The organism is Micromonospora sp. WMMA1976, from assembly GCF_027497335.1.
GTDB lineage: Bacteria > Actinomycetota > Actinomycetes > Mycobacteriales > Micromonosporaceae > Micromonospora > Micromonospora aurantiaca.
The window spans coordinates 2,499,498-2,517,057 of the sequence record NZ_CP114912.1 but is presented as its reverse complement, the minus strand read 5'-3'; the positions used below and the strand labels follow the sequence as shown (position 1 = coordinate 2,517,057).

The following is a 17,560-nucleotide window of genomic DNA, read 5'->3' as shown; positions in this document are numbered from 1 at the left end:
TGACGGAGCCCTGGCCCCCGGTATTCTCGCCCAGCCGATCCGCAGGCACCACAGTCGACGGAGGCCACCGATGACCACCTCCTCCCCGCCCGGAATCGCGGCGGACTTCCTCGCCACCGTCACCGGCGCCGCGTACGCCGACGACCCGTACCCGTTCCTGCGCCGGCTGCGCGACGAGGCGCCGGCGGTACGCACCAACGCGGGCATCTGGCTGGTGTCCCGGTACGACGACGTCCGCGCCGGGCTGCGCGACCCGCGACTGAGCTGCGACCTGGGCCGGCTCACCGCGTACGACGAGTACTTCCGTACCCGGGGCATCGACACCCGGTTCCCGCTGCCGCTCAACGCGCTCGACGCGCCGGACCATCCGCGCATCCGCTCGGCGATGAGTCACGATTTCGTGCCGCAGGCGGTGGACGCCATGCGCCCGGCGATCGACGCGGCCGTCGCCGAGGTGGTGGGCGCGCTGCCGGACCGGGGCGAGATCGACCTCGTCGCCGACGTCGCGTACCCGGTGCCGATCGCGGTGATCGGACGCCTGTTCGGGCTGCCCCGGGCGGACTGGCCGCTGCTGGAGCGGTGGTCCCGCGCGTTCGGCGCCGCCTCCGACCCGGACGCGCTGCTCAGCGACGCGCAGCGGGACGCGGCGGCCGAGGCGACGCGGGAGGCGGGCGACTACTTCGGCCGGCTGCTGACCCGCCGCCGGCGCGAGCCGACCGGCGACCTGATGAGCAGGTGGCTGGCCGCGCAGCGCGCCGAGCGGACGATGACGCTCGCCGAGCTGCTGGTGAACGGCGTCTTCCTGCTCATCGTCGGGCACCACAACACGGTGAGCCTGATCGGCAACGGGATGCTGGCGCTGCTGCGGCACCCGGAGCAGCTCGACCGGCTCAGCGCCGACCCGGCGCTGACGACGGGCGCGGTGGACGAGCTGCTGCGCTACGACAGCCCGGTGCAGACCGCGACCCGGGTCACCACCGGGGAGCACCGGGTCGGCGACGTCACGATCCCGGCCGGGCAGCCGGTGATGCTGCTCGTCGGCTCCGCCAACCGGGACGAGCGGGCTTTCCCCGACCCGGACCGGCTCGACGTGGAGCGGCCCGGCGCGAACCGCAACCTCGGCCTCGGACGGGGCGCGCACGCCTGCGTGGGCGGCTACCTGGCGCGGATGGAGACGGCCGCGACGCTCACCGCGCTGCTGCGCGCCCGGCCGGGGCTGGCGCTCGCCGGTGCGCCGCGCCGGGCGGTGCCGAGCTTCAGCCTGCGGGCGCTGACCGCGCTGCCGCTGCGCGTCGACCGGGCGCCTCACTCCTCCCGGTAGCCGCGCGACGCGACCTCGGCGACCAGGTCCGGCAGTACGGCCAGGGACGGGCAGCGCGCCTGGTCGCCGGTCTCGGCCAGCTCCGCCACGGCACCGGCGACGGCCGCCACGACAGTGGTCACCAGGTCGTCGCCGACGTCCCGGAACGCCAGGTCGTTGGTGCCGAACCGCAGACCGCTGGTCTGCCCGACCGGTCGCGGGTCGTCCGGCACCGGATTGCGGTTGGCGAGCACACCGTGCGCCTCCAGCACGTCGCAGACGTACCGGCCGGACACCGGGGCGTGCCGCAGGTCGACGAGCACCATGTGGGTGTCGGTGCCGCCGGTGAGCACCGGTACGCCCCGGCCGGCGAGGGCGTCGGCGAGCTGCCCGGCGTAGCGCACCACCCGGCCCATCGCGGCGGCGAACGCCGGCCGGGCCGCGTGGCGCAGCGCGACCGCCTTGCCGGCGATGGCACCGAAGTCGGGCGTGCCCTGGAAGCCGGGGAACACCGCCCGGTCCAGGTCGGCGGCGCGGATCCGGGACCGGGCGCCGAGCAGGGCCAGCCCGCCCCGGGGGCCGCGCAACTGCTTGTACGTGGACGTGGTCACCACGTCGCAGTGGTCGAACGGCGACGGGTGCAACCCGGTGGCGACCAGGCCGCTCACGTGGCTGACGTCGGCCATCAGCAGCGCGCCGGTCTCGTCCGCGGCGCGGCGGAACGCGGCGAAGTCGACCGCCCGGGGGCAGGCCGAGCCGCCGCAGATGAGCAGCCGGGGCCGGATCTCGCGGACCAGCGCGGCCACCTCGTCGGTGTCCACCAGTCCGTCCGGGCCGACCCGGTAGTGCCGGGCCCGCACCCGGCGGGAGACGCTCGCCGCGCCGGAGACGTGCGACAGGTGCCCGCCGTGGCTCAGTTCCAGCGACAGCACTGTGTCGTCCGGTCCGAGCAGCCCGTAGAGCACGGCCAGGTTCGCCGCCGAGCCGGACGCCGGCTGCACGTTCGCGTGCGCGGCGCCGAACAGCAGTTCGGCGCGGGCCCGGGCGAGCCGTTCCACCGCGTCGACGGTCTCGGCGCCGGAGTGGTAGCGCTGACCCGGGTACCCCTCGGCGGTGACGGCGCCGAAGCCCAGCGCACCGGCGGCCAGCACGGCCGGCAGCGTCGGGCTGGCCGCGGCGACCAGGTTGAGCTGCCGGCACCGCCGCTCCCGCTGCCGGTGGGCGAGTGCCACGAGCGCCGGGTCGGCGGCGGCCAGCCGGGCGAACCCCTCGCCCCCGGCGGCGGCGACGGCGGACAGCGCCGCGATCCGGTCGGTCGTGCCGGTGTCCGGCGCGCCGGTGAGCGCCTCGCTGGTCACGGCGTCGACGGCCAGGCCGCGGCGGCCGGCAACGACCACGCGGTACGCAGCACCTCGGCGATCAGCGCGCCCCGCTGCGGCACCAGGTAGAAGTGGTCGCCGGGGAACAGCCGGGCGGTGAACGTCCCGGTGGTCACCGACCGCCAGCCGTCCAGGGCGGCCGGGTCGACCTCCGGGTCGCGGTCGCCGGAGCAGGCCAGCACCGGGCAGGCCAGCAGCGGCAGCGGCGCCGGCCGGTAGGTCTCGCTGAGCCGGTAGTCGGCCCGCAGCACCGGCAGCAGCAGCGCCCGCAACTCGTCGCTGTCGAGCACCTCCTGCCGGGTGCCGCCGGAGCGGGCCACGTCCTGCCACAGCTCGTCGCCGCTCATCAGGTGCACCGAGCGGCCCGGGTCCACCGGCGCCTGCCGGCCGGACACGACGAGCAGCACCGGCGACGGCAGGCGGCGGGCGGTCTCGAACGCGACAGCCGCGCCGAGGCTGTGCCCGAACAGGACGGTGGGCGCCGGGTCGAGACCGGCGAGCGCGTGCGACACCTCGGCGGCGAGGCGGCACAGGTCGGTCGCGGGCGGTTCGGCGATGCGCTCCTCCCGGCCCGGGTACTGCACGGCCAGCAGTTCCACCCCGCCGGGCAGGTGCCCCGCCCACTGCCGGAAGCCGCTCGCCCCGCCACCGGCGTGCGGGAAGCAGACGAGCCGCGTGGCCGGCGCGGCGGGCGCGGCGTACCGCTGGAGGCAGCGGGTCAGCGGGGTCATGCCGCCTCCGGTCCCGCGGACAGGTGCCGAGCGGACAGCACCGTGGGGGTGTCCCGCCGGACCAGGTGCATCGGCCCGAGCAGATCGAGCACGTCCTGGGTGAGCCGGCCGAGCGTGAGATGGTACTGGCCTCTGGTCATCGGATCCTCGCCGTCGGTCACCGCGTCCCACAATCCCGTCAGGGCGGTCTGGACCGCCGCGGGCCACTGTCGTGTGAAGACCTCCGCGAACGTCGGCGCGGTCGCCGGACCGACCGGCTCCGCGACGCCGTAGCTCAGGTGCGCGTCGGCCAGTTCGTCGAACCCGGCCAGCCCGTCCGTCGGCGGCAGGTGCGGCCGGGGGCACCACAGCACCGGCCCGTTGCTGCTGACCAGCGTCAGCGTTCCGCCCTCGGCGCCGACGGTGATCCGGTGCCACAGGTGGGCGTGGTTGTCCGGCTCGCGCGGGTCGAGGTGGTGCTGCACCCGCAGCGTGGCCGGCACGCCGCCGAGCACACCGGCGAGGCTGTGGAACGGCGCCTCGGCCGGCGGTACGCCGGGCGGCGTGACCGGCGGGGCGAACGTCCACGGACGCAGCCGGGGCAGCGCCTCGCCGAGCACGTCGAACAGGGTGTAGAGCACCTGCACGCTGGTGGCCGCGTCGACGAACAGCAGGTCCTGCCGGGCCGCGAGGTCGCGTACCGCGGCGATGAAGCGGCGTACCGCGGCCACGTGGACGTGGTGGCTGTTGAGCCGGTACCGCACCCCGGAGGCGCGGGCCTGGCGCAGGCACTCCGCCAGTTCCCCCGGGTGCACCGGGTGCTCCTGGAGGACGTGCACGCCCCGGCGCATCAGCTCGACCGCGAGCCGGGCGCCGGGCCCGCCGGTGGGCGCGGAACCGACCACCACGCAGGCCACGTCCACGTCGCCGGGCAGGTCCGCCACCCGGGTCCACAGCGGCACGCCGTAGCGCTCGGCGCAGGCCCGGGACCGCTCGCTGCCCCGGGCGAGCACGCCGGCCAGCTCGAACGGGAACGCCGGGTCGGCGACGCCGGCCAGGTAGACCCGGCCGAACCCGGTGCCGGCGACGACCACCCGGGGCCCTGTCACAACGCGCCCTCCTCGACCGCTGACGCCGCCTCGGCGGCGGGCACGTCGAACGTCTCGAACGCGGTGAGCGCGCCGGTGCGTAGCAGCGCCTCGACCAGCCGCTCCGGGTGCAGGCCCTCGGCCGCGAAGTGCGTCCCCGGCTTAACCAGCCCGTCCAGCACCTGCCGCGCGGCCAGCGCCAGGACCGTGCCGGTGAGCGCGGACGTGTCGGTCGAGCGGGCCAGCACGGTCCGGGTGACCGGGTCGCCCGCGGCGTCCGCGCCGGACAGTTCCAGCAGCATCAACTGGTACGGCCGGCGCGAGAACATGTCCAGGTCGGCGGCGCGGGCCAGTTCGGCGGCGGCCCGGGTGAGGTCGCTCTGCCCGGCCATCGCCCCCTGGAGGCGGCCCAGTGTGGCCATCATCGCGGCGCCGCCGTCGAAGACGGAGTTCCAGCGGACCTCGTCCAGGCCGAGTCCGGCACCGAGCCGGCGCGCCTCGTAGCCGAGGTACGGGTGCACGCCGACCGGGTTGGGGAAGAACGGCACCAGCGCGTCCACCTGTGGTTCGGCGGCGCGGGCGACCGGCCGGCCGCCGATCCACACGGCGCGCGACTCCCGCTCGCGGTCGTGCAGGCTGAGCAGGTAGTCGACCGCGCCGGCCGGGGTGAGCCGGTCCATCACGCCGAGGTGGGCGACCAGGCGCCGGGGCCGGGTCACGCCCCGCGCCGCCAGCCAGCGGGGCAGCAGCCCGCTGAGTCCCGGCATCATCCCGGCGGTGACGAGCGCGATCCGGCCCTGCGCGGCGAGGTCGCGCCCGGCGAGGCGGTCGTACAACGGCTCGTCCCCGCCGGCGTCCACGTAGTCCGCGCCGGCGGCCAGAGCGGCCACCGCCACCCGGTCGAGCACCTGGTGCGACGCGCCGCCCGCGCAGACCACGAGCCGGCAGCCGGCGCAGAAGCGGGCCAGCGAGTCCCTGTCGTACACGTCGACAGCGACCGCCTCCCCGGCGCCGCCGAGCCGGTCGCGGACCAGCGCCGCGGCCCGGTCGGGGTTCCGGCCGCCGACGCGCAGCGGGCCGACGCCGTCGCGGTGCAGCCGGGCGACCGCGGCGCTGCCCACCGCGCCGTACCCGCCGACCACGGCGACCGGGCCGGCGGTCACCGCGACCACCGCACGTCCACCGCGCCGAGGCACTGGTCGCGCCAGCGGGCCGGGATCGCCTCCGCCGCCGCCGGCCAGAGCCCACTGTCGAACGCGAGCACGAGCGTGACGTCCCCGGCGTACGGCTCGGCGCGGTGCCGGGCCGCCGCGTCGAGGCTGTGCCGGAACATCTCGTACCGCCGCTCGGTCTCGGCCCCGGTCAGCCCGGCCCGCGTGGCGATGGCGGCGAGCCGCTCGCCGGCCGGGCGTTCGGTCTGCCGCAGCAGCACGTCGGTCACGCCGGGGGCCTCCTGCCCGGCCGGCGGATAGGTGAGCCGGCCCGGCGGCAGCACGCCGCCACCGGCCGCCTCGACGGCACGTGCCAGGTCCGCCTCGGCGGGCAGCCCGACGTCCGGCGGCGCCACGCCGAGGGCCCTGGCGAAGGCGTACTCGACGAGCAGGTCGTCGCGCAGGTCCGGGGTGAACGGCTCGGTGACGACGGCGACCAGCCGGCTGATCTCGCCGCCCTGCTCCAGCCGGCGCCGGGCCACCTCGACCGCGAGCAGGGCGCCGAAGTCCCGCCCGGCCAGCGCGAGCGGCGCGGTCCCGGCCAGCACGTCGGCGCAGGCGGAGGCGTGCCAGTCGACGAGCACCGCCGGGTCCAGGCCGAGGTACGTCTGCGGCGCGGCCACCACCAGGCCGGACCCGGCGGCGGCGAGGTCACCGGCGACCGGAGGGAGCCCGCCGGTGCCGTCGTGCACGAGCACGTCCGGCCCCGGACCGTCGAGGCCGACCAGTGTCACCGGCCCGTCCGGCCCGGTCTCGTCCCCGGACCGGGATTCGGTGGCGGAACCGGCGCCGAGACCGGCCGCGAGTTCGGCGAGCGTGCACCCCTCCAGCAGGTCGCGCAGCATCTGGTCGAAGAAGGCGTCGGCGGCCGCCGGCACCGACTCGCGGATCCGGGCGACGAGCTGCGCCGCCAGCAGCGAGTCGCCGCCGAGCTGGAAGATGGTGTGGTCGCGGCCGACGGTGGGCACGCCCAGCACCTCCGCCCACGCCTTCGCCAGCGCGATCTCGACCTCGCCGGACGGCTCCGCCGACACCGGCGCGGCTCCGCCCAGCTCCGGTGCCCGCAGCAGCGCCGGCAGGGCGGCCCGGTCGACCTTGCCGTTGCCGGTCAGCGGCAGCGCGTCGACCACCCCGATCGTGCCCGGCACCATGTAGCCGGGCAGCCGCTCGCCCAGGTGCGCGGTGATCTCGGCCGGGGTGACCGGCACCCGGTCGGCCTTGAACCGCACCGCGAACACGTGCATGCCGATCCGGTCCAGCGCCTCGTCCTCGTCGGACAGGCACACCACAGTGGAGGCACCGGCCTCGGTGAGCAGCGCCTGCCACTGCGGCCGGGAGATGAACGTCTCGTCCTGTCCGGCCCGTACGTCCTCGAAGTCGCCGGCGGTGGCGTCGAACAGGAACTCCATCGAGGTGAGGATCTGGTAGTTGTCCCGGGTCGTCTCGATGAAGACCAGCCAGCCGCCGGGGCGCAGCATCTCCCTGAACCGTGCCAGCGCCCGGCCGGCGTGGCGGGCGTAGTGCAGCACGTTGGCGCAGAGGATCACGTCGAACGCGTTGGACTCCAGGCCCTGCGCCCGGTAGTCGGCGTTCAGGTCGTAGATGCCGTAGCCGACCCAGGGGTATGCGGCGAAGCGTTCCTGCGCGGCGTTGAGGAAGAAGGTGGAGACGTCGGTGAACAGGTAGCGCACCGGGTGCGCGGCGAGCGCCGGGATCAGGTCGATGCTGGTGCCGCCCACCCCGGCACCCACCTCCAGCACCTGCATCGGCCGCCCGGCCGGGAAGTCGGCGGCGAGCGTGCACATCGCCTCCACGACCAGCCGGTTGACCGTGTCGCTGAGGAAGTTGCCCTGGTAGGCCGACTCCTGGATGTCCAGCCGCCCCTCGGGGAACAGCAACTGGATCGGGTCGGCGTCGTCGCGCAGCAGCTCGGGGAGCCGGGTGGTGGCCGCGCGGAAGTACTCGACGAGTTCGGGCCGGTGCCCGCCACCGGGCAGCAGTTCGTCGACCCGCGCCCAGGCCGCCGCCACGTCGTCGGCGGTCACCGCCGGTACGCCGGTGAGCCGGTCGCCGTCGCGGCGCATCATGCCGCCCGCGATCAAGCCCTTCACCCAGCGCCGGACCAGGCGGTGGTGCTTCGGGGCGACGCGGGCGGCGTCGAGCACCTCCGGCAGCGTGTGTGCCGACCCGGCGGTACGGAACAGGCCGGCGCCGCGCAACGTGGTCACCATCGCCAGCAGCGCGGTGCGGTCCAGTTCGCGGGCGAACGCGACTGCCGCGTCGGCGTCCATCTCCCGGCGTACCTCGGCGAGCCGGCGCCGGGCGCCGTCGAGGAGCCGGGCGGTGTCGCGGACGGCGGCCTCCCGGTCCGGCTCCCGGTGTGCGGTCTCGACCACGGCGGCGAGGCGCCGGTCCAGCGGCGGCTCCCCCTCCACGAACGCGACGGCGGCACCGACCGCCGGGTGCGACTGCATCGCCGCCTCGACCTCGGCCAGTTCGATCCGGTGGCCGCGGATCTTGACCTGGTCGTCCTCCCGGCCGAGGAACTCGATGACGCCGTCGGGCCGGTAGCGGCCGAGGTCGCCGGTGCGGTACCGGCGCTCGCCGCCGGGCTCGTGCACGCTGAACCGGCGGGCGGTCTGCTCCGGGTCGCCGAGGTAGCCGGCCGCGACGCCCACGCCGCCGATGTACAGCTCCCCCACCGTCCAGTCCGGGCAGTCACGTCCGGCCTCGTCGAGCACGTGGAACGTCTGGTTGGTCAGCGGCGTGCCGTACGGGATGCTGCGCCAGTGCGGCGGGACCGCCTCGATCGGGTGGTGGATCGACCAGATCGACGCCTCCGTCGCGCCACCGAGACTGACCAGCCGCAGCCCGGGCAGCCGACCGCGGATCTGGTCCGGCAGGGTGACCGGGATCCAGTCGCCGCTGAGCAGTGCCAGCCGCAGCGACGGCAGGTCGACGCCGGCCTCCACGGTCAGGTAGTCGGCGAGCATCTGCATCTGCGCCGGGACGGAGTTCCACAGCGTGACGCTGTGCAGCAGCATCGTGTCGACCCAGTGCGACGGGTCGGCGCGCCGGTCGTGGTCGGGCAGCACCAGCGCGCCGCCGACGGCCAGCGGGCCGAACAGGTCGTACACGGACAGGTCGAAGGCGAGGCTGGCCAGGGCCAGCACCCGGTCGTCCGGCCCGACGCCGAAGCGGGCGTTGACGTCCTCGACGGTGTTTACCGCGCCCCGGTGGTCGATCATCACGCCCTTGGGCGTGCCGGTCGAGCCGGAGGTGTAGATGACGTAGGCCAGGTCCGCCGGGCCGGCGGCGGGCGTCAGTAGCCGCTCGTCGGGGTCGACCGGGTCCAGCCGCTCGACCAGGATCGGGGCGTCGAGCCCGTCGGCGGTGGCGGCGGTGGCCAGCACGTGCCGCGCCCCGGCACCGGACAGCAGCGCGTCGCGGCGCGCCCGGGGGCTGCGGGTGTCGATCGGCAGGTAGACGCCGCCGGCCAGCAGCGCGCCGAGCGCCGCGACCGGCTGCTCCCAGCCGGTGTGCATGACGATGGCGACGATGTCGCCGGGCGCGCAGCCGCGCTCGCGCAGCGCCGCCGCCACCGCGCCGGCCCGGCCGAGCAGTTCGCCGTACGTCAGCGTGCGCTCCCCGGACAGCACCGCCGGGCGGTCCGGGGTGCGCCGGCACTGCTCGACCACGCCGCTGTGCAGCAGCCGCCCGGACAGCGGCGCCGCGGTGTCGTTGACCTCGGCGCGGCGGCGGCGCTGCCGTTCCGGCAGGTCCACAGGGGACGGCTGCGACCAGGGCGGCGCGTCGCCGGCCAGCCGCCGTACCAGGTCGCCGAACGCGGCGAACATGTCCTCCGCGACACCGTCCGGGAACACCCCCTGCCGGACGTCCCAGTGCAGTTCGAGGCCGTCGCCGCGTTCCAGCGCCTGGCAGTCGATCCACACCTGCGGGGTCTGGCTGATGCCGTAGCCGGTCTCCCCCGCCTCCGGCCCGGGCGCTGTGGTGTCGCCGAGACCGAGCGCGCTGGTGAACACGACGGGCATGAGCGCGGCGTCGGCGCCCCGGCGGCGGGCCAGCTCCCGCAGCACGGTGACGCCGCCGACCAGCCGGTGGTCGAGGTCCTGCCAGAGCCGGCGTTGCAGGGCGCCACCGCGTTCGGCGAGCGTGGTCCCCTCGGCGCCGTCGACCTCCAGCAGCACGGCGGAGGTGAAGTCGCCGACCAGCCGATCCACCTGCGGGTGCAACGGCAGCCGGTTGAGCATCGTCAGGTTCAGCACGAACCGTCGCCGCCGGCTCCACCTGCCGATCACCTCGGCGTACGCGGTGAGGACCGCCGCGGTCGGGCTGAGCCCGTGCGCGGCGGCGGCCTCGCGCAGCGCGGCGTACCCGGCGCCGTCGAGACGCAGCTCGTGGCGCCGGAACCGGACCGGGTCGCCGGCGGACTGGTCACCGAGGACCGGCAGGTCCGGCGCGGCCGGCAGGCTGTCGATCCGGTCGAACCAGTACGCCTGGTCCCGCTCGTAGCGGCGGGTGCCGCGCAGCCGCCGTTCGGCGGCCAGGTAGTCACGGAACGTGACGTCGAGCGGCGGCCGGACCACGTCCGGATCGGTGTAGTGCTCCTGGAACTCGGTGAGCAGCAGCTGGATGCTGACGAAGTCGGCGATCAGGAAGTCGATCGAGACGTGCAGCAGCGCGCCGTCGTCGGCGCGGGTCACCGCCAGGTCGAACAGCGGCCACTCGTGCGGTTCGTAGACCCGGTGGTCCATGTCGGCCCGCACGGCCGCGACGTGCGCCTCGACCTCCTCGGCGGGACGCCCGCGCAGGTCGGTGGCGGCGACCCGGACCGGCGGTACCTCGGCCAGGACGCGCTGCGAGCCGTTCGCGTCGATCACCGCCCGCAGCATGTCGTGCCGGTCCACCAGCGCCTGCCAGGCGTCGCGTACCCGCTCCGGGTCCAGGTCGCGCAGCCGCACCTCGCCGTAGGCGTGACAGCCGACCCCGCCGTACGCGAACACGGTGCGCCGGCCCATCAGGTACGCGGCCTGGATGTCGGTGAGCGGGAACGGCTCGTGGCGGGCCTCCGGTTCGGGCTCGATGCGTCCCGACTCGGCCTCGGCGAGGTACGCGAGCAGCTCGGGTTTGGCGGCGAGCAGCCGGGCCCGCCGTTCCTCGGTCAGCACGCCCTGGGGCGCGCGGAAACGCAGCCGGGCGTCCTCGGCCCACAGCCGGACGCCGGCGGCTTCCAGCTCGGCCAGGATCGCGGCGGCGTCGGCACGCAGCGCTGCGGTCACAGCACACCCTCCTCGACGGCGAGTTCCACGGTGGACTGGGCGGCGACGAGGGCGGCCTGCTCGGCGACCGTCGGCGCGGTGAGCAGTTGACGCAGCGACAGCTCGACCCCGAACCGGGCCCGGGACGCGGCCACCAGCCGGGTGGCGAGCAGGCTGTTGCCGCCGAGCGCGAAGAAGCTCTCCCGGCGGCCGGTGACGGGCTGGCCGAGCAGGTCGGTCCAGAGCTGCGCCACCGCCTCCTCGACCGGGTCGCTGATCCGTTCCCCGCCGGTGTGGTCGGGCCGGTCGACGATCGCCTCGACGCGTGCCCGGTCGACCTTGCCGTTGGCGGTCAGCGGCAGCTCGGCGAGGTGTTCGACGCGGGCCGGCACCATGTGCTCGGGCAGCCGGCGGGCCAGGTGCGCGCGCAGGTCGCCGGGATCGACGCCGCCGGGTGCGACCACCGCCGCGAGCAGCCGGCGCTGCCGTCCCCCGGGAGCCACGGCCACCGCCCGGGTCACCGCCGGGTGGCTCTCCAGGGCCGCCTCGACCTCGCCCAGTTCGACCCGATGGCCGCGGATCTTCACCTGGTGGTCGGCGCGGCCGAGGAACTCCAGCGTTCCGTCCGGCCAGTAGCGGCCCAGGTCGCCGGTGCGATACCAGCGGCCGCCGTCGTGGCGGACGAAACGCTGGGCGGTGCGGCGTTCGTCGCCGTGGTAGCCGAGCGCGACGCCCGCCCCGCCGATCCACAGCTCACCCGGCACCCAGTCGGGGCGGTCCGCGCCGGCCGGGTCGGCGACCCGGTAGCGCTGGCCGCGCAGCGGGAAGCCGTACGGGACCGACGTCCACTCCGGGGGCACCTCGGTCACCTCGAACGCGTTCGACCAGATGGCCGCCTCGGTGGCGCCGCCGAGGGCGATCAGCCGGCAGCCGGAGGTCACCGCGTCGAGGCGCCGCCGCAGGTCCAGCCCGACCCAGTCGCCGGAGACCAGGGCCAGACGCAGCGGCAGCGGCGGCCGGTCGCCCGACATGGTGAGCAGCATGTCCAGCAGCGCCGGGGCCGAGTTCCAGACCGTGACCCGGTGGGTGTCGGCCAGGCGCAGCCAGGCGGCCGGGTCGGCGCGCTCGTCCTCGGCGGTGAGCACCACGGTCCCGCCGGCCGCGAGGGCGCCGAACAGGTCGTAGACGGACAGGTCGAAGTCGAGGGCGCTGACCGCCAGCACCCGGTCGCCGGGGCCGACGCCGAAGCGCGTGCTGATGTCGTCGACAGTGTTCCAGGCGGCGCCGTGCGCGGTCACCACACCCTTGGGCTCGCCGGTGGAGCCGGAGGTGAAGATGACGTACGCGGGCTGGTCGGGCGTGACGGTGACCGGTTCGGCGAGCTCGGCGGCGGCCAGCGCCCGCGCCATCGGCAGTGCGGTCACGCCGTCGGGCACCGCCGACGCGGTGAGCGCGACCCGGATCCCGGCGCCCCGATGGATCCGCTCCCGGCGCAGCTCGGGCTGGTCGGCGGCGACCGGGACGTACGCGGCACCGGCGTGCAGGACGCCGAGCACCGCGGCGACCTGGTCCGGTCCCCGGGGCAGCGACACGGCCACGTTGTCGCCGGGCCGCACGCCGGTGGCGACGAGCGCACCGGCGACGCGGCGGGCCCGCCGGGCGAGTTCGCCGTAGCTCAGCGACTCACCGTCGCCCCAGGCCAGTGCGGTACGGCCGGGGTCGTCGCGGGCGACGGCGGCGAACCCGGCGTGCAGCAGCCGATCGGTGACCGGTGCGCCGGTGTCGTTGACCCGGGCCCGCACCTGCGCCTGCCCGGCCGGCAGCGGCACCGGCGCGGGCCGGTCCCAGCCGGCGGTGGCGAGGTGGCGCAGCAACCCGCGGTACGCGTCGAACATCGCGTCGAGCACGCCCGGCGCGAACAGCTCCTCGACCGCGTCCCAGTTGAACAGCAGCCCGCCCTCGTGCTCGGTGACCTGGTGGTCGAGCCACACCTGCGGGGTCTGGGACAGGCCGGTGACGTACCGGCCGAACGGTGTGGTCAGGCCGAACGGGCGATCGGTGGCGGCGCTGACGCCGATGGTGCTGGTGAACACCACAGGCATGGCGACCTCCGCCGAGCCGGTGTGCCGGGCCAGTTCCTGCAGGACCGCGATGCCGGAGAAGGAGCTGTGCTCGATGTCGGCCCAGACGCGGCCCTGGAGCCGGCGGACGGCGGCGGCGAAGCTCTCCCCCGGTTCGGGCGTGTTCGCGACCAGCAGCAGCGAGGTGAAGTCACCGACGATGCGGGAGATGTCGGGGTGGGTGGCGAGCCGGTCGAACAGCGTGAGGTTCAGCGTGAAGTCCGGCGTGGCGCTCCACCTCCCGAGGACGGCCGCGAACGCGGCGGCGACCACGGTGGACGGGGTCACGCCGTGCTCGGCGGCCCGCGCGACCAGGCGCGACCACGCCTGGTCGTTCAGGCGTCCCTCCCGCCGGGTGAAGCGGGGACGGTCGATCTGGCGGGGATCGCGGGCCAGCGGGAGCCGCGGGCCGGGCGGCAGGTGCGGCAGCCGTTCGACCCAGTAGCGCCGGGCGGCCTCGCGGCGCTGCGGATCGGGGTCCCCGGCCACCACGCAGTCCCGGAAGGTGATCCCCAGTTCGGGCAGTGTGGCCGCCGGGTCGGCGTACAGCTCGGCCAGATCGGCCAGCACGATCATGATGCTGAGCGCGTCGAGGACCAGGAAATCGAGGCTGAGGCCGATGCGGGTGCGATCCGCCGAGCGGACCGCGCGGACCGCGAACATCGGCCAGGCGGCCGGGTCGTGCACCAGGTGGGCGAGGTCGTCGCGCATCCGCTCGACCGCGACCGGGTACGCGTCACCGCCGGCGTCGGTGACCGTGATCCGGTAGCGCGGCACCTCGGGCAGCACCCGCTGCCGGGCGTCGTCGTCGAAGACGGCGCGCAGCATGTCGTGCCGGGCGACGACCCGGTTGAACGCCTCCTCGAACCGCTCCAGGTCGACCTGCTCGCCCTCGAACTCCCAGTACCAGTGCGAGCCGACGCCGCCGAGGGTGAACTCGGGACGCCGGCCCAGCCAGTAGGCGCGCTGGACCTCGGTGGCGTCGAACGGGTCGTACCGTCGCTCGGGGTGGGCCTCGACCGGCACGGCAGTGGCGGGCGCGGCCGGGGCGACCGGCGCGGACGCCTCGCCGAGCCGGTCCACGAACGCCCGGAGCGTCGGCGCGGCGAACAGCGTGGACAGGCGCGCGCCCGGGAATCCGGCCGCCCGCACGGCGGTGACCAGGCGGGTGGCGAGCAGGCTGTTGCCGCCGAGGGCGAAGAAGCTGTCGTCGGGGCCGACGGCAGGCCGGCCGAGCAGGTCGGCCCAGACGGCCGCGACGGCGAGTTCGGCCGGGCCGGTCAGCCGGCCCGCCGCCTCGGGTGCGGGCCGGGCGTCGTCGCTGAACCGGGCGGCGAGCGCGGTCCGGTCGATCTTCGCGTTCGCGGTGAGCGGCAGCGCGTCCAGCACGTCGACGCGGTACGGCACCATGTACGGCGGCAGCCGCTCCCCGGCGTACGCCCGCAGCGTCTGCGCGTCGACCGGCCCGCCGGCCGCCGGGGTCACCGCGGCGACCAGCCGCGGCCCGGCCTCGCCGGGTACGGTCAGCGCGACCGCGCGGGCCACGCCCGGGTGCTCGCGCAGCGCCGCCTCCACGTCGCCGAGGTCGAGCCGGTGTCCCAGGATCTTCACCTGGCCGTCGAGGCGGCCGAGGAACTCCAGGCGCCCGTCGGGGTGGAAGCGGGCCAGGTCACCGGTGCGGTACCAGCGCTGCCCGTCCCGCTCGACGAACCGCGCGGCGGTGCGTTCCGGGTCGCCCCGGTAGCCCGGCCCGACGCCGACGCCGCCGAGCCACAGCTCGCCGGGCACGAGGTCGGGCCGGTCCCGGCCGAGCCCGTCGGCCACGCGGGTGAGCTGGTTACGCAGCGGGGCGCCGTACGGCACCGACCGCCAGTGCGCCGGCACCTCGGTCACCTCGTGCCAGGTGGAGTGGATGCCGACCTCGGTGGCGCCGCCGAGCGCGACCAGGCGGGCGCCGGGCGCCCGCGCGGTGAGCCGGTCGTACAGGTCGAGCCCCACCCAGTCGCCGCCGACGAGGGCCAGCCGCAACGGCAGGTCGCCGGCCTGCTCCGCCGCTTCGCCCTCGGTCGCCACGAGCAGCATGTCCAGCAGCGCCGGTACCGACGTCCACACCGTGACGCGGTGGCGGCGGACCAGGTCGAGCCAGTGCTCGGCGTCGCGGCGGGCGGTGTCGTCGACGCAGACCAGCGCGGCGCCGGCGGTGAGGAACGCGAAGATGTCGTACACCGACCAGTCGTGGTCCAGCGCGGACAGCGCGAGCCCCCGGTCGTCCGGGCCGATGCCCCACCTGTCGCCGATGTCCTCGATGGTGTTCATCGCCGCCCGGTGCGTCATCTCCACGCACTTCGGGCCGCCCGTCGAGCCGGACGTGTGGATGACGTACGCCAGGTCGTCGGGCCCGGCCGGCCGGAGTTCGGCGAGCGGTGGCGCGTCGGTGGCCTCCTCGACGGCGAGCACCGGCAGTCCGTGGCTCCAGATCGGCTGGTCCCGGGTGGCCGTGTCGGTGAGCACGATCCGCACCCCGGCGGCCCGGTGGATCGCGGCGCGGCGCACCGGTGGCAGGTCGACGCCGACCGGGGCGAAGACGCCGCCGGCGCACAGCACGCCGAGCACCGCCTCGATCTGCGCCGGTCCCTTCGGCAGGGTCACCGCGACGGTGTCGCCCGGATCCAGTCCGGCGGCGACGAGCCGGCCGGCGATCCGCCGGGCCCGCTCGGCGAGTTCGCCGTAGCGCACGACGGCCCCGGCGGCGAGCAGCGCGATCCGGTCCGGCTCGGCGGCGGCGTGCGCCAGGAACCCCTCGGTGAGGGTGGTCCGCCGCTGCGGGCCGGCGGTGTCGTTCAGCGCCGCCCGGCGGCGGGCGGCCGCCTGCGGCAGCAGGCTCGGCACCGGCTCGGTCCAGGCCCCCGCGTCGGTGACGATCCGGTCGAGCAGCCACAGGTACGCGGCGAACATGTCGTCGAGCACGTCGGCGGGGATCAGGCCGTCGACGGCGTCCCAGTTGAGCAGCAGCCCGCCGTCGTCCTCGGTGACCTGGTGGTCCAGCCAGACCTGCGGGGCCTGGGAGATGTTCCAGCCGGCGTCGCCGAAGCAGTCGCGTACCTTGCGGCTGAACAGCTCGCCGAGGCCGAGCGCGCTGGTGAACACCACCGGCGCGAGCGCCTGCGCGCCGCGTTCGGCGGAGAGCGCACGCAGCACCTCCAGGCCGGAGAAGTCGCTGTGCAGGGCGTCGGCGCGGACGCGGTCCTGCAGCCGGCGGCAGGCGTCGAGGAACGTGCCCTCCCCGGTGTGCACGGCCACGATCAGCAGGTTGGTGAAGTCGCCGACCAGGTGCGCCACGTCCGGGTGCAGCGGATCCCGGTCGAACAGCGGCACGTTGAGCAGGAAGTCGGGCTCGGCGCTCCACGCGGACAGCACCTCGGTGAAGGCGGCGGCGAACACCATCGACGACGTGACGCCGTGCGTCCGGGCCCGCGCGTCGAGGCGTTCGCGCCAGGCCGCGTCGAGGCGGTGGAAGCGCCGGACCACGCGGTGGACCGCCAGGCGCTCGGGCGCGGTCGCCAGCGGCACCTGCGGCGCGGCCGGCATCTCCGGCAGGCGTTCGCGCCAGTACGCGACGGCCGCCTCCCGTCCCCGGGCCGGTGCGGCGCGGCGCTCGGCGAGGTACCGGCGGTAGCTGTAGCGGATCGGCGGCAGCGCGGCGTCCGGGTCGGCGTACAGCTCGGCCAGGTCGTTGAGGATGATCCGGAAGCTCAGCGCGTCCGCGACGATCATGTCGATGTTGAGGTGCAGCCGGCTGGCGCCGCCGGGCAGGACCGAGACGGCCAGGTCGAAGACCTCGCCCCGGGCGATGTCGAAGCGCCGGTGCGAGAGGCGGTCGCGGATCTCCGCCAGCCGCGCGGTGACCGCCGGTCCGTCGAGGTCGCGCAGGTCGTGGACGGTGGCGCCGGACCACGGCGAGGAGTCGGCGACCCGCTGCCGGCCGTCGTCGAGGATCGTCACGCGCAGCATGTCGTGGCGGGCGATGAGCGCCCGGGTGGCCGCGTCGAGCCGGGCGGTGTCGATCGCGGCGCCGTCGAACTCGGCGTAGAAGTGGGTGGCCACGCCGCCCAGCACGAGCTGTTCGTGCCGGCCGACCCAGTAGGCGTACTGCATCGGGGCGAGGTCGAACGGCTCTCCGGGGGCGTCCGCCGGGGCACCGGACGCGGCGGGAGCGGCGGTGGCGGGAGCGGGCGCCTGTCGTGCGGTGAGCAGGTCCATCCAGCCCGCGAGCGTCGGCCGTTCCATGAGTTCGGCGTACTTGACGTCCACTCCGGCCGCCCGCCACCGGCTGGCCAGCCGCATCACCTTCAGCGAGTCGAGGCCGCAGGCGATGAGGTCGCCGTCCGAGGCGTCGAGCGCGTCGGTGTCGCCGACCGCGGCGCCGATGTCGGCGCGGACGCGGTCGAGCGTCAGCTCGTGCTGCGTATCCAT

The 17,560-nt window shown here is 75.8% G+C and carries 7 protein-coding genes; 1 reads left to right on the top strand and 6 read right to left on the bottom strand.

The features are described from left to right. Positions 1–70: 70 nt before the first annotated feature. Entirely contained in the window at positions 71–1,321 is a 1,251-nt protein-coding gene (locus O7546_RS11545; RefSeq protein ID WP_281600899.1) for a cytochrome P450, read from the top strand. Here O7546_RS11545 and O7546_RS11540 read toward each other — a convergent pair. From O7546_RS11540 to O7546_RS11515, 6 genes are read right to left on the bottom strand one after another with little or no spacing between them, the layout of a single operon-like run. Further along, positions 1,306–2,697: a serine hydroxymethyltransferase gene (locus tag O7546_RS11540; protein WP_194800048.1), complete on the bottom strand. Its 1,392-nt coding sequence runs from the start codon at positions 2,695–2,697 to the stop codon at positions 1,306–1,308. The two genes, O7546_RS11545 and O7546_RS11540, sit on opposite strands and share 16 nt — an antisense overlap. Further along, the gene (locus tag O7546_RS11535) at positions 2,655–3,410 is read right to left on the bottom strand and encodes an alpha/beta fold hydrolase (RefSeq protein WP_194800047.1); all 756 of its coding nucleotides are present in this window, start codon (positions 3,408–3,410) and stop codon (positions 2,655–2,657) included. Before O7546_RS11535 ends, O7546_RS11540 begins: the two co-directional genes overlap by 43 nt. Beyond that, the gene (locus O7546_RS11530) at positions 3,407–4,498 is read right to left on the bottom strand and encodes a Gfo/Idh/MocA family oxidoreductase (protein ID WP_269696752.1); all 1,092 of its coding nucleotides are present in this window, start codon (positions 4,496–4,498) and stop codon (positions 3,407–3,409) included. Before O7546_RS11530 ends, O7546_RS11535 begins: the two co-directional genes overlap by 4 nt. Next, positions 4,495–5,640 carry a saccharopine dehydrogenase NADP-binding domain-containing protein gene (locus O7546_RS11525; RefSeq protein WP_194800045.1) on the bottom strand — a complete coding sequence of 382 codons (1,146 nt, stop codon included), beginning with the start codon at positions 5,638–5,640 and terminating at the stop codon, positions 4,495–4,497. Before O7546_RS11525 ends, O7546_RS11530 begins: the two co-directional genes overlap by 4 nt. Next, positions 5,637–10,988, bottom strand: coding sequence for a non-ribosomal peptide synthetase (locus O7546_RS11520; RefSeq protein WP_281600898.1), 5,352 nt, complete (start codon positions 10,986–10,988; stop codon positions 5,637–5,639). Before O7546_RS11520 ends, O7546_RS11525 begins: the two co-directional genes overlap by 4 nt. Next, positions 10,985–17,560 (bottom strand): non-ribosomal peptide synthetase, encoded by a 6,576-nt coding sequence (locus O7546_RS11515; protein WP_281600897.1) that lies wholly within the window; start codon positions 17,558–17,560, stop codon positions 10,985–10,987. The genes O7546_RS11520 and O7546_RS11515 overlap by 4 nt, the downstream gene beginning before the upstream one ends.

Excerpts from the sequence above, each read along its gene's own strand:
- O7546_RS11545 (WP_281600899.1), top strand. The coding sequence starts at position 71 with ATGACCACCTCCTCCCCGCCCGGAATCGCGGCGGACTTCCTCGCCACC.
- O7546_RS11535 (WP_194800047.1), bottom strand. The coding sequence starts at position 3,410 with ATGACCCCGCTGACCCGCTGCCTCCAGCGGTACGCCGCGCCCGCCGCG.
- O7546_RS11515 (WP_281600897.1), bottom strand. The coding sequence starts at position 17,560 with ATGGATACGCAGCACGAGCTGACGCTCGACCGCGTCCGCGCCGACATC.